Annotated in this window: 13 protein-coding genes and 1 pseudogene; 6 read left to right on the plus strand and 8 right to left on the minus strand. The window is 53.1% G+C overall.

What is annotated here, in order from left to right; genetic code table 11:
* Positions 1–121 precede the first annotated feature (121 nt).
* Positions 122–802: a hypothetical protein gene (locus ACERI1_RS18020; protein ID WP_373619846.1), complete on the minus strand. Its 681-nt coding sequence runs from the start codon at positions 800–802 to the stop codon at positions 122–124.
* A gap of 170 nt (positions 803–972) precedes the next feature.
* On the opposite strand from ACERI1_RS18020, the gene ACERI1_RS18025 reads away from it, so the two are divergent.
* On the plus strand, positions 973–1,950 hold the full coding sequence (locus ACERI1_RS18025; RefSeq protein WP_373619847.1) for a hypothetical protein: 978 nt from the start codon (positions 973–975) through the stop codon (positions 1,948–1,950).
* An 87-nt stretch (positions 1,951–2,037) separates the two neighbouring features.
* On the opposite strand, the gene ACERI1_RS18030 is transcribed toward ACERI1_RS18025, so the two are convergent.
* The 3 genes from ACERI1_RS18030 to ACERI1_RS18040 form a co-directional block, all read right to left on the minus strand.
* Positions 2,038–2,430, minus strand: coding sequence for a DoxX family protein (locus tag ACERI1_RS18030; RefSeq protein ID WP_373619848.1), 393 nt, complete (start codon positions 2,428–2,430; stop codon positions 2,038–2,040).
* 167 nt (positions 2,431–2,597) lie between these two features.
* Complete coding sequence (locus ACERI1_RS18035) at positions 2,598–2,828, minus strand: hypothetical protein (RefSeq protein WP_373619850.1); 231 nt, start codon at positions 2,826–2,828, stop codon at positions 2,598–2,600.
* 288 nt (positions 2,829–3,116) lie between these two features.
* Complete coding sequence (locus ACERI1_RS18040) at positions 3,117–3,431, minus strand: hypothetical protein (protein ID WP_373619851.1); 315 nt, start codon at positions 3,429–3,431, stop codon at positions 3,117–3,119.
* A gap of 257 nt (positions 3,432–3,688) precedes the next feature.
* On the opposite strand from ACERI1_RS18040, the gene ACERI1_RS18045 reads away from it, so the two are divergent.
* The 4 genes from ACERI1_RS18045 (at position 3,689) to ACERI1_RS18060 (ending at position 6,784) form a co-directional block, all read left to right on the plus strand.
* A complete protein-coding gene (locus ACERI1_RS18045; RefSeq protein ID WP_373619852.1) occupies positions 3,689–4,681 on the plus strand; it encodes a transposase in 993 nt (330 codons plus the stop codon).
* A gap of 342 nt (positions 4,682–5,023) precedes the next feature.
* Positions 5,024–5,302, plus strand: coding sequence for a winged helix-turn-helix transcriptional regulator (locus ACERI1_RS18050; protein ID WP_373619858.1), 279 nt, complete (start codon positions 5,024–5,026; stop codon positions 5,300–5,302).
* A 118-nt stretch (positions 5,303–5,420) separates the two neighbouring features.
* Complete coding sequence (locus ACERI1_RS18055; RefSeq protein WP_373619853.1) at positions 5,421–6,242, plus strand: IS5 family transposase; 822 nt, start codon at positions 5,421–5,423, stop codon at positions 6,240–6,242.
* A gap of 152 nt (positions 6,243–6,394) precedes the next feature.
* On the plus strand, positions 6,395–6,784 hold the full coding sequence (locus tag ACERI1_RS18060) for a hypothetical protein (protein WP_373619854.1): 390 nt from the start codon (positions 6,395–6,397) through the stop codon (positions 6,782–6,784).
* A gap of 190 nt (positions 6,785–6,974) precedes the next feature.
* On the opposite strand, the gene ACERI1_RS18065 is transcribed toward ACERI1_RS18060, so the two are convergent.
* The 4 genes from ACERI1_RS18065 to ACERI1_RS18080 form a co-directional block, all read right to left on the minus strand.
* On the minus strand, positions 6,975–7,340 hold the full coding sequence (locus ACERI1_RS18065; protein ID WP_373619855.1) for a hypothetical protein: 366 nt from the start codon (positions 7,338–7,340) through the stop codon (positions 6,975–6,977).
* Between the two features lie 6 nt (positions 7,341–7,346).
* Positions 7,347–7,847 (minus strand): hypothetical protein, encoded by a 501-nt coding sequence (locus ACERI1_RS18070; protein ID WP_373619856.1) that lies wholly within the window; start codon positions 7,845–7,847, stop codon positions 7,347–7,349.
* A 393-nt stretch (positions 7,848–8,240) separates the two neighbouring features.
* Positions 8,241–8,402 (minus strand): hypothetical protein, encoded by a 162-nt coding sequence (locus ACERI1_RS18075; RefSeq protein WP_169319060.1) that lies wholly within the window; start codon positions 8,400–8,402, stop codon positions 8,241–8,243.
* A gap of 534 nt (positions 8,403–8,936) precedes the next feature.
* Positions 8,937–9,821, minus strand: coding sequence for a hypothetical protein (locus ACERI1_RS18080; RefSeq protein ID WP_373619857.1), 885 nt, complete (start codon positions 9,819–9,821; stop codon positions 8,937–8,939).
* A gap of 711 nt (positions 9,822–10,532) precedes the next feature.
* Here ACERI1_RS18080 and ACERI1_RS18085 point away from each other — a divergent pair.
* Positions 10,533–11,188 (plus strand): annotated as a pseudogene (locus tag ACERI1_RS18085) (helix-turn-helix domain-containing protein).
* The last annotated feature ends 715 nt before the right edge of the window (positions 11,189–11,903 follow it).

Consider the following 11,903-nt stretch of genomic DNA (forward strand, 5'->3'; position numbering starts at 1 on the left):
TCTCCGTAGAGAGAGTCATCGAACTGTTCACACTGTCCATATTGAAGTCTCCTGAATCGACAAGTACAGGTAATTCAGTAAGCAGCACTGGGTATCTCCGATTCTCAGTAGAGATGCTGATTTAATTTTCTGTCCATGGGCATCGTCCATCATCTGCATCACCATAACTGCTTACTGAGACCTGATCCTCAGATAGTGATATTCGAATGCTTCCGGTCCCTCTATTAATTACAAATCGGTCTGTTTCGCGCCGGCCATCTTCAAATTCGATAGTCACTTCATAGGCGCCGAATTCATCAGCTATCCCAACAGTCTCATATACTTCCTCTGGTCCAAGGGAAACTCCTCTATCGCGTATCCTCTCACCATCTACATCTGTCAAACGACCTCCAGCTTCATAATCAACTGTAAAAGTGAAATTAAGACTATTGTCGGTTGTATTCCGTATCCTGATAGATTTTGGAGGGTCAAATGTTGGCGTTACTTCATTGAATTCTAAATTTGACTTATCTTTAGTTATATCAATATCCGCCATATAATATTTGTCATCTTTAAACAAATATTGCTCGTCTTTATCTTCAATTAGTAATTCATAGTACAGATTCCCCTTAGTTTCATATTCACCTTCCGCGAACGCAGTATCAACCTCGTTTTTCACGTTATCCGGGAGATTCCAATAATTAATAATCATTCGGTCACACGCTGCTTGATAACTCCACCCGTCAGAATTATCGCTGCCCATACAGCCAGCAAATGTACCCATACCAGTAATGATTGTAGTAAGAAGGGTTCGCCGCTTCATATTCCCTCATCTGATACGACCTATAAGTGTTTTTGGAAAGTCAACTGTTCAGTTCGCACATCTACTTACCGGCTAATTCACCGCAGCAGTCGGTGAACCAAATCAGTAGAAGAGTTCTCTGATACCCGTCGAGAGCAAGGTTTAGTCGGGACGGCGCGTAACTTCCCTGTATGCCATTCAGCGTCAGTTGGCACACGCTTCTCGAGCATCTGGATGAGCTGCCGGCAGACGCGACACTGATCACACCGTTGTCGCACTCTCGCATCCACATTACAGATATCCAGGAACACCGCGTTATCGTCCAGTTTGATGAGTCAAACGAGAAGCGTCCGCTCCAGTGCGATCAGTTTGAGACACTCTATCATCAGATACAGACTGCGCACGATGGGTTCGATCTCGACCGGCTGCCACCAGATGCTGACCCGTATCCAGCGGTATTGAGCGTCCATCCCCGGTTCGAGATCGACGAGGACGCGGGTGTGATCGCCGAGACAGACGGGCCGACAACGACCCAACTGGCCGACGCAGCACACGAACCAGATATCGATAACGACGACCGCACCGAACCAGACGGTCTGGACGTCTACTCGGATGCGCTGCTACTGATCGATGCACTCGAGCGCCACGACGTAACCGACCTACCTGACTTGGAGACGGCCACCCTCGTAAATCTCTACACACTGCTATCGGATGTCCAGCGTGATGCCAACGACTTTCGACAGGAAGTCGCCGACGTGCTTCTCTCACGGCTTCATCACGACCGTCCTGTTGCCGGTCAGTACGGCTCCGTCCAGCGCACGAGTCGCCGCAACCGCTCGCTCAAAGATGACGAAGACGTCCTCTCGATGCTCGAGGCGGAAGGGATCGACCGCGAGCGCGTCATGAGTGTTGATCGCCAGAAGGTCGACGAAGCACTCGAGGTGACGACGCTTACCGAGTCCGATGTCTATGAGATCGATGAGAGCGAGTACGTTCGCAAGGCAGAGGTCGACGACGACGTCAAGGAGTCACGCCTTCAGGGCTTGAAGGACCGGCTTGCCGCCAGCGAGGAGACAGAAGCCGAGGAACTGCAACAGGAAATCGAAGCGCTCGAAGAGCGTATCGATGATCTCACGAGTTTCCGAGCGGGGACGGAGGTACAGTACTGACTGCTAACGGCTTGTGTATGCCAGTGTCTTTCGGGAACCGTTGGAGTGGTGCCCGAGACGGGTCACTCCAGGCAAAATCGTGTGCTGTTAGTTCTGACGTGCTCGCTTGAAGAAGGCGATAGCGGCACCAAGGAGTACCAGATTCTGAAGGAACGAGGTAAGTTCTTCGTCACGCGAGTCTTCGTCGACGGCCCAGAAATCGTGCATGACTGGAGTCACGCCGATGAAGAACGCGGCAACACTGGCTGCAGATAGCTTGGGAAGTTTCCAGAGGCCGATGCCAAGGCCGCCACCGAGAAGGAGACCACTCGAGGCAGGGACGAGTTTGTCTGCGAGGGGGACGCCTTTGGCATCTGCATAGGCGATTCGTCCGTCAAGATTCGTCAGGTTGCGGAGTGCGAGTGCTGCAAGCCCGCTCCCAAAGAGGAGTCGACCGAGCAACGACGGTGGGCTCTCGTGAGCAGAGTCGGAATCAGACATCAACTAGAGGAGAGGGCGCTGGCGCGTTAACTGCCACGGTCTCTGTAGCGCCTGATGGAATCTCGAGAAGAGTACATAGACAGTGACACACAGCGAATTGTGGCGTCTGTCCGAAGATGCTCAACAGAACGCTATCGGTGAGTGACTATGTCAGATGATGTGTCGAATTAGTCGTCATCCTTGTCCTGCGAACGGAGTTCGCTGGCCCGTTTCTCGAGTTGGCGGAGAATTGGGACGCGTTGTTGGTGCTGGTTTTCGTAGGCGATACAGGCTCGGAGCGTGTCCATATCGTTGATCGTCGCGATTCCGGCGTTGATGAGTCGCGTGTTCGGTGCTTCGAGCCGCTTGGCTGGTGAGAGTTCGCTCAAGTTTCCAGGTTGCTCTGGTGTATCGCTCATTGGGTATGCTTCCGCCCCTAGTGGGGCATGAAAAACGGTATTGCTCTCTGGCTCTTTCAACAAGTGAGATATTACTGTTTGTTACGGTACGTACAGAACAACCATCTAACGGCTGGTTCATACTGTCGGACAGAACTATTTGTAGCTCGATCACTCGGGTTCGGCTGTCACCGCTGGAGACAGCCGGCTTTCGCGAGCGACTTCTCACTGACTTCTGTCCGACAGTATCAGTAGTGGAAGTGTCGGATTAGTAGGATTTCAACAGAAGCTGTCGGGCAAATCTGACGGTCAGTTATCGAGTTCGGAGTACGTTAACTGGAGTTCTCCATTGAGCGTGTAGTCTCTTTCGAGGACGCCACTACTTGTGAGTTCGATTGTGGTGTGAATAGTGAGCTTGGTGGCGGTTTCTGTTACTGGTTTGATGAGCAGATTGAGGATACTGATAGTCTCGTCTGCAAGGTCATTCAAATCAGAGACCTCGATAACGGTTCCGAGAGCGCGGTCAGGCGTGTAGAGTGTCACTGAGGGCGGTGGCGAACTATCACCTTCTACTGGCGAGGCGATAGCGACCTTTGGGGGAGATTCCGTCGCTACTTCAGGCATCCACACTCTGAGCTTGACGGAATTCACAGCTGTTCCTTCGCGGTGCCAAATCTCGAGTGGTGCATCGATTACCCCAGAGTCAACACGGCCATTTATCCCAAATTTCCCGATTTCCCCATTGTTGGTTGCGAAGACGAGCGTCTTTCGTCCGCTCGAGTCCGCACGAACGGTCGGGTCGGAGAGTGTCTGTTTACTTCTTATTGGAGGGTGTCATAGAACGAGTAGCACACCAAAGAGCAGGGTGAACGCTGAGGTGGATGAGTTCAGCGACCCTGCAAGATGATCCTTCGGTAGAGTCGTTCTTCAATGTCGCGGAAACCGAGACGCTAGCGTTGTTTGAGCATCTCTCCTTCGAGTTTCTCGAAGAGTTCGACGTGTTCGCCCCGGCGGAGACGGGGCGAACACGAGATCACGAACCACCAGAGCTGATGCGTGGCTTCCTCCATTGCTACTACCACGACATCTACGGCATTCGTCCCGTTGAGCGAGAGCTTCGAAACACGGTCGTTTGGCTCAGCTGTGGGTTCGATCGACCGCCGTCGAGAGACGCGGTCGATCGCTTTCTCACCGACCTCGAACACGTCGTTGACGAAGTCTTTGACCGACTCGTCGAGCAGGCCGCCCGGCGCGGCCTGCTCGACTTAACCTACTGTATCGATTCAACCGACGTGAGGGCGATGCCCGCCGATCAAGACGCGTCGAAGTGCTACGATCCAACCGACGACGAGTACTACTACGGCTACGGTTGCACGATCGTCTCGACCGGGCAAAAGATCCCGATTGCAGCCGAGTTCACCGAGAGTAAGCAAGCGCCAGAGGAGACGGCGATGCGCGTCACACGTGACGCGCTCGCCGTCGCCAAGCCGATCTGGATGGTCGGTGACAGCGCCTACGACATGCTCGACTGGCACGACCACCTGCTGGCCGCAGGGGTCGTGCCAGTCGCTCCGTACAACGCGCGAAACACTGACGACCCGAAAGACATCGAGTACAGGGTCGAAGATCGCATCGAACAACACAGCGAGGACGTTCAGCTAAAGCAGTCCACGTTGGATGAGACGTACAACCGCCGTACTGGAGTCGAACGAACCAACGAATCAGTGAAGGACTGCGGCCTCGGGCGAACGCACGCCCGAGGCCGCGTCCACGCACGAGCGCAGGTGTTTCTTGCCCTGTGCCTTCGCCTCGTCGTCGCTATCACCAACTACGAGCGTGGAGACAATCCGGGAAGTACGATCATCACGGTGTGACAAGAGTTCTATGACACCCTCTCTTATTGCGCTACACCCCGCCATTGCGACGACTCCAGTACTACATACTGCCGCGAGACACTCACGTCTATTCACATTGGTGACAATCCTATGATTAGTGAACTATTTTCTGGTATTCAATGACTTTTCTCAATCATACACAATTGATATGTCTACTCATGTAGTGACCGTCTGCTTCCTATTGATTAGGTTCAACAGCGAATATCTTCGTAGGATCTTTCTCAGTCGTGAAAGCAGCTGTCTTGGATACTGTCACCGAATGGCCATTATTAATATAAAATCGCGATAATGATCACCAACAATGGATGGGGAATGGCGATAATGAGACTTCGACGCCCAACAGACTTCTTGATCCTCGAGGCGCTCGATGAGAGGGGACGCAACGTTGCGACGAATCTTGCAGCGCACACGGGGAAGAGTCGGCAGAACATCAATACTCGGCTACCGGTGCTTGCAGATTATGGTCTCGTACGCAAGATCGGACCCAAAGAACGGTCTGGGCTATACGAAATCACACCAAAGAGGCAAGCCGCACTCGCTCATAGAGATGAGTACAGGAGGGTAGGGGATTTCGAACAGTTGATCGAAGACGCGAAGTAACGACGACTAATTGAACTGCGACCGCTCCTCGAGACACATGATTGCTCTGAACGATTAGCTTGCGCTGGCTCTGTTGAAATCCTCAAGAAGTTACAGATATGTCCGGTAGTCTGACCGGATGGAAACCCTCCCGAAGTCGCGGTTACTCCGGTTCGTCGAGCAGGCATTTCACTTGGCACGCCGAGCTGTCGCTCGCTACTCATCGAAGTTCTCCAAACGCCGGTACACACTCCACCAGCACATCGTTTTACTCTGTCTCAAAGTTCGGAAGAACACGACGTACAGGACGCTCCTTGACGAACTCATCGAGATGCCCCGGATTCGGAATGCCATCGATCTTGAAGAACTCCCGTCACCTTCGACGTTATGTAAAGCGTTCAACCGGCTCGATATGGCAGTCTGGCGTGTTCTGCTCAATCTCTCGATCACGCTTCTCCCGACAAACGGTGTCGTGGGGATCGACGCTTCCGGGTTCGACCGCAGTCACGCCTCAAAACATTACACGAAGCGAACAAAATTGACGATTCAGCAGTTGAAAGTTACACTGCTCGTAGATACGAGAGCGAATGCAATCATTGATCTCCACGTAACGACGACCAGAAAACACGACTCACAGATCGCACCGTCACTCATCAAGCGGAACACCGATCAGGTGACGATTCTCCTCGGCGACAAAGGATACGACGACCAGAAGATTCGGGCGTTAGCCCGTGAAGAGAGCCTTCGTCCGCTTATCAAACACCGAGAGTTTTCGGCACTTCACAAGGCGTGGAACGCTCGGCTAGACGCCGACCTCTACGGCCAACGGAGTCAGAACGAGACTGTGAACTCCCGTCTCAAGCGAAAATATGGGGCATTCGTGCGCTCACGACACTGGTGGAAGCAGTTCCGTGAACTCGTTGTCGGCTGTCTCACTCACAATATCGATAAAACACTCTGAACAGTGTAGATGTAGATCGACGGTGGAGCGAACCAGGTCGTAACATCCCTGATTTTCGTCAGAAGCGCCGTGACCGATACAGAGGGATTAGTATAGAGGGAATCTATCTTTGTGAGCAGAGACATTACAATAGGTGATTACAAGTATCAACTATGGGTATTGAAAGCGACCCGTTTAAGATTCGCCGATCATTCGAATCTATTGCCACTTACACGGACAAATGGTGGTATTTACCGGCACTGTCGGGTATGAGTTGGCTGTTTTTAGTTGGTCTCGCTTTTCTCACGTCTACACCAGTATGGGCATTGGAGACATTCGGCGTATTGATTATTTTCCCCACGACTGTTCTCGCTATTCCAGCCATTATTTTCGACATATTGAATAAATGTGGAGGCGATACGCCTCCAGGGTTGTTCCTTTACTCACCTGCTCTCTTGGGTGCGCTCTTTATCGGTTCCACCGCAGTCATCACTGTCATCGTGATCTATCTGATTATATGGGTATGGCCCGGTAAAACGAGGCTTCACAATTTGCTCAGCTAACCTATCACGGGTTAGTTTCTCAATGCTAAATCTGCTGTATTTGCGCTGTGTATGCAGCACGCCCGCATAATATCCATCGAAACTGGTAATTTCTCTAACTATCAGTCCCCCACCTTCCTAACGACTATTCTGGCAAGAAAAGTATCGAGAAAATAGGATTTCAACAGAGCCCTTGCGCTCTCAACTGCTGCTAGCGTTCTGCGCCATAGACGATTTGCGAGGGGGCTTCGTAGCCACAGTCAGGACAGTCGAACCATCGCTGGACCTTTGCACCAGTGGCAGATTTCTGGCCGACGATGACGTCGTCGTTCGGACACTCCGGACAAGCGAGTTCGGGAGCTGGACGATCCCGAAGTGTATCCCGAAAGCTGGTCGCCTCCTTCGTCTCGAAGCCGCGCGACCACACTGGATAGCCATCGACGAGGATCGCTGCCCGCCACTTGTACGCGTAGGAGTCCGGGGCACGATGCAGGATGGCTCGTGCTCCAGTCTCCGTGTTTCGATATGCCAGCGTGGGTGTTCGACTCTCTCGCGTCCAGTTGGTGATTCGGGGCATGAGTACTCAGAAATGGACGTCTGCCAGCACGATCCAGCACGTCTCGCTCTCGTCAGTGTCCTCGAGGAGGCGATCGAGGTGTCTGCGATGGCGGATCCCAGTTGCGTGCTGATCATACAAGCAGATCGACGGGCCACGGGAAGCACCAACCTGCTGGAAGGCGTGCCGAGCAAGGCCCTCGTCGCGCATGATCTCGTCGTCGCTGCGTTCTTCGAGTGCTTGCTTCACCCGATTCAGATTTCGTTGGAACGTTTCCGTTGTGGTCTCCCAGGCCCGCTCGAGGAGTTCTTCACCTTCGTCGGATGTAACGGGTGCAGCTGTCGGCAGGTCGCCCCACCGTGCTTTTCCAGCCACTGTCGTCTCCTCTTCGTCGAAGGTGACGTAGTAGTCGAACACTGCACAGGAGTCCGGCTCTGCGCCAACCAGTCGGTCGAACACGGTCTTTCCGGTTGACAGTGCCTCGTCTGCTGTCGATGCCTCTACTAGTGCGTAAATGATCATATGCATCTGGGATACCTCACTGTGCCGACGCTCTGGTCAGTACTCGTCTGTTCTTACTCAGTGCGCCGGCAGCCATTACCGGCGCACAAAATCACGGTGCAACGCGTCTGTCTCACGGAGTAGAGTGATCCGTATCGGTAGTAGCATCGACAGCGGGCATCAAGTTGCTCGACTCGTCGATAGCTTCGAAAAGACAGTAAGTGCCTTCGGAAACTTGCACCCCTGCCTCAAGTGGAGTTGCTGGTTAGGGTGCACATCATAGAAGACTCGTGAACGATTTCTTTCAACTCTCTTTTATTGAATCAGCCGGTAAGTAGATGTGCGAACTGAGCGGTACCCTATATGGAGGACAGATGTCTGACTGTACGTGTCAGTATTGAAGTGAGCAATTTATTTGACCTATTCTTTAGTAGTGTCTATCGAGCGGTAGATCTTGGATCGTAATTTAGATGCTTGCTCTTCTCCAATCGTTTCGCTCTCTTCAAGCACATCTACAATTTCAGCTATTGTCTCGCAGAGTTGTTCCGGATTGTCGATGTGTGTTTTAGGTTCGTCTTCCATACGCTATCGTCTACATCAAGTGTATTCAACAAAGGGGACAGCTGTCCAGCATCTCTTGTCAAAAATGATGAATTTGACACAACAACTAAACAATTCTCGGATACAATGTTCGCAATCAGACTGCTGGCTTTGTTCACTGATACAATGGAAACTGTATCATCTGTACTGACTGTTCACTACAGCGCCAAATAGATCCGAGACCGATTCTATGACCTGCTCGGTTAGGAGTTACTGTGGGTATCAGTAGGTTCACCACGCTCTGGTCGAGTGAGATGACTCACTTCTTCAAGGAGTGCTGTTGCTGTCTCGATTCGTTCTCTGTCTGCGTCACTCAGCTGATCGCCCTCGAGATCATTGAGTTGGCTGAGTGCACGATGCAGTCTGTATCCTGGTGTGTTGCGTGGGTCCATTGAATGCGCCTCAGCCGATCGCGGCGCAGACAAACATGACACGATAGCACGGGCGACCGTTCTGTTAACCAACAGCCACGCTGCACCATCGCCGTCTGTTGGTTAAGCCCTGACGCGGAGCAAGTCATTCTGGGCTCGGCCCATAGCGCGGCGTCCCGCAGACCTGGCACTCCCAGATTGCGTGGCCGGTCCAGGTTTCGTCGGGAGCCGATTCATGCTCGCTGAATCGATGATCGGTTGTGCGTCCGCACTGGTGACACTCGAGGCGTTCTTTGGTCGGAATGCCACTATCTTGATGCTCAGGTTCACGTTCTTGAGGTGCCTGCTGGAGGGCAATTGCAGGAACTAGCCACGCATGATCACCGACATTGTCGAGCAGCGTCGCAAGTCGCTGCTCATCGCGAATGCCGGATCCCCCCTCGTCGTAGAGATAGGTTGTTGGTTCGCAGTCGCTCTCCACCGCTGATTGGACAGTCCACGCTGTTCGATCATGGGCCGCTGCGAAAAGCTGCTCACCGTCAGTGGACGAGATCCGTACTGCAGCGGGTAGTACAGGCCACCGATCGGTCAATTGGGCTGCGGGCTCGTCCTCGAGATCGTAGATGATCGTGCAGTCGTCGACAGCCTGTTCGGTCGCATTCGAGGCAAGGAGTGTCGCAGCGGCCGCGCCTTTCGCGACGGCGCCGTAGAACGTAGACGACTCAACAAGCATGTGGACGACGCCGAGGAGTGTCCACTCTGTTGCTGGTGCGTCTGTCTCAGAAGAGCAGTCCTCGAGATTGTTGGTGAGACAGAACAGGCATTTGGTCCGGTCAGCTGGGGTCGGTGCGCCACAGGACCGACACTCGGTGTCTGTTTCCGTTGGAGTGTCTGGATATCCAGCTGTCGCCGTCGCAACTCGCTGTCGATCAGGCTCACCGTCATCATCTTCCCTGAGTGTCTCGTCTGGGATATGCGACGCTTCGCCGGTCGGACGAAGCTCTTCAAAGTTAGAATCGCGATCAGTCATTGATTGGGTAGTGGGTTGTATGGTCTCACGTCTTGATCAGGTCCAGTTCGATAGAGACGATCTGGAAATGAGATTACTGAGACGCTATTGCTGGCGGAGTCCTGCTTCTCGAGCTTCACGGTTGCTGGCACAATGAATACACGCTGGCAGATCACCATCAACAGCAAAAACCCGGTAGTAGTTCTCTGTGACATGAGAGCCACAGCCATCACATTCTGGCATTATCCAAATCTGTGTTGTTACTCCAGTAAATATCTTGTTCCAATGCTTGTGTACTTTTTCTCAATGGCATTCTATCTAAGTGGGATTGACTCTTTTCTGGGCTTGGTATTGTTGCGGTTCGAGAAGGAGTCCACAGTCTTCACAACGAGTTTCGACTGCGTTGGTGGTCACCCGTCCGTTGCATTTGGGACACGGACTGGCGCTCGAGTCGGGCAGGATGTCTTCGTCGAACGTTGTCTGGTAGATCTCTCTGAGAGTCATGGTGTTCACGAGGGGCAATGAGTAACTCCGACTGCCCCTCACCTGCTCGTGGGGTAGAGAAACCTATCTCGAAGTAGACCGTAGCATGGTTCCTTTATTCAGGACACCTTGCGAAACTCGCGGTAAGTACAGAAGACACACGTATCAGTCAGGACAGTACTTCGAATAACTCATCAGAGAGGTCATCCTGGCAGCAGTCCTTTCCCGGCAGACTGCATCAATTCGGATATGGCTACCGAGGCGACGTTCACGGTTCCGTCAGACCAGTTCCCCTTAGGGACAGTGTTCCACCAACTGCCGAACGTGACGGTCACGCTGGAGAGATTTATTCCCGCACAGAGCGTGGTGATTCCCTATTTTTGGGTGCGGGGAACCGAAATCGAGGACATCGAGAGTGCGTTCACTGAGCACCCGGGCGTGAAGGACATTCGGCTCGTGGACTCTGTCGAGGACGAGTACCTGTTACGCGTCGAGTGGGCGCTGGACTACGACGACGTGCTAACCGTCCTGGCGGAGACAGAGGTTCCACTGATCGAGGCCACCGGCACAAACCAACTGTGGACGTTCGAGATCCGTGGGGATGATCGAAGCGACATTGCTGCCTTTCAGCGACGCTATCGAGAGCTGGATATCCCGGTCACGTTGACGAAGTTGCACGCGCTCACACCGGTTGAGACGGGAACCGAAGCCGTACTCACTGACACCCAGCAAGAGGCGCTGGTGCTTGCCTACGAGCGTGGGTACTTCGAGTCGCCCCGCGAGGTCACGTTGGAAACCCTCGGCAAGGAACTCGGTATCTCACAGCAGGCCGTCGGCTCCCGCCTCCGAGGGGAATCAAGCACGTCCTCGGGAGTACGCTCTCCTCCCTTACAGCCAGACCTTGATCAGCCGCTTAAAAATGGTTCGTGTATGAAAAAATCGGCGTGATTTCCGTCGGTCGTCTACGGTAATTTAATGAATAAGGATTCCATCGGCTTTGATTCGGTACTTGACCTGTGCCAACATCGTCGGATCGTCCTGGGGGTACTCGCAGAAGAAAAGCGGCCATTAACGCTCAGAGACCTCACGGAGGCCGTCCTCAAGCACAATCATCAGACGCCACTTACAGAGGTGTCTGAGGACGTACTAACAGAGATTCGCATCTCGTTATCTCATGTCCACATCCTGAAGTTGGCCTCGGAAGGACTCATAAACTATGCTCCAGAGCGCCAACTCGTAGCCCCGACCAAGCAAGTGAAGTACCACGGGTCGGGTGACCCGTGGCGTCCGTGTTTTGTCCAGCACTGCCGACGCACCGGTCTTTAATTCCCTCCGCACTCGCGGTGAGGCTCGTGTGGAAGCAGTAACACCCGAACACCCGCGTTGTGTCCGTGAAGGTCGGCCCCTTCACCACGGCCCGACACAGCCAGACTCACCACGTCTTCCCATGTTTCAGTGCGTGGGTTTTGTGAGGCGATTAACGTGGCTTCCGTCCCAATACCGTCGTTTCAAAGTGACTTGAAATTATGGATTGTGGAGGAAGCGGACGCGATTCACCCACGGGCCAGGTGACCCATGGAACTCTCGCTGTTTTCTTTAGATCAAGTACAGCCGACCCTG

The sequence above is a fragment of the Natrinema sp. HArc-T2 genome, from assembly GCF_041821085.1.
Taxonomy (GTDB): domain Archaea; phylum Halobacteriota; class Halobacteria; order Halobacteriales; family Natrialbaceae; genus Natrinema.

What these genes read in the sequence shown, in the direction of transcription:
- ACERI1_RS18070 (WP_373619856.1), bottom strand. Translation starts at nt 7,847, where the DNA reads ATGCATATGATCATTTACGCACTAGTAGAGGCATCGACAGCAGACGAG.
- ACERI1_RS18020 (WP_373619846.1), bottom strand. Translation starts at nt 802, where the DNA reads ATGAAGCGGCGAACCCTTCTTACTACAATCATTACTGGTATGGGTACA.
- ACERI1_RS18040 (WP_373619851.1), bottom strand. Translation starts at nt 3,431, where the DNA reads ATGCCTGAAGTAGCGACGGAATCTCCCCCAAAGGTCGCTATCGCCTCG.
- ACERI1_RS18080 (WP_373619857.1), bottom strand. Translation starts at nt 9,821, where the DNA reads ATGACTGATCGCGATTCTAACTTTGAAGAGCTTCGTCCGACCGGCGAA.
- ACERI1_RS18035 (WP_373619850.1), bottom strand. Translation starts at nt 2,828, where the DNA reads ATGAGCGATACACCAGAGCAACCTGGAAACTTGAGCGAACTCTCACCA.
- ACERI1_RS18075 (WP_169319060.1), bottom strand. Translation starts at nt 8,402, where the DNA reads ATGGAAGACGAACCTAAAACACACATCGACAATCCGGAACAACTCTGC.
- ACERI1_RS18050 (WP_373619858.1), top strand. Translation starts at nt 5,024, where the DNA reads ATGAGACTTCGACGCCCAACAGACTTCTTGATCCTCGAGGCGCTCGAT.
- ACERI1_RS18055 (WP_373619853.1), top strand. Translation starts at nt 5,421, where the DNA reads ATGGAAACCCTCCCGAAGTCGCGGTTACTCCGGTTCGTCGAGCAGGCA.
- ACERI1_RS18045 (WP_373619852.1), top strand. Translation starts at nt 3,689, where the DNA reads ATGAGTTCAGCGACCCTGCAAGATGATCCTTCGGTAGAGTCGTTCTTC.
- ACERI1_RS18030 (WP_373619848.1), bottom strand. Translation starts at nt 2,430, where the DNA reads ATGTCTGATTCCGACTCTGCTCACGAGAGCCCACCGTCGTTGCTCGGT.
- ACERI1_RS18025 (WP_373619847.1), top strand. Translation starts at nt 973, where the DNA reads ATGCCATTCAGCGTCAGTTGGCACACGCTTCTCGAGCATCTGGATGAG.
- ACERI1_RS18065 (WP_373619855.1), bottom strand. Translation starts at nt 7,340, where the DNA reads ATGCCCCGAATCACCAACTGGACGCGAGAGAGTCGAACACCCACGCTG.
- ACERI1_RS18060 (WP_373619854.1), top strand. Translation starts at nt 6,395, where the DNA reads ATGGGTATTGAAAGCGACCCGTTTAAGATTCGCCGATCATTCGAATCT.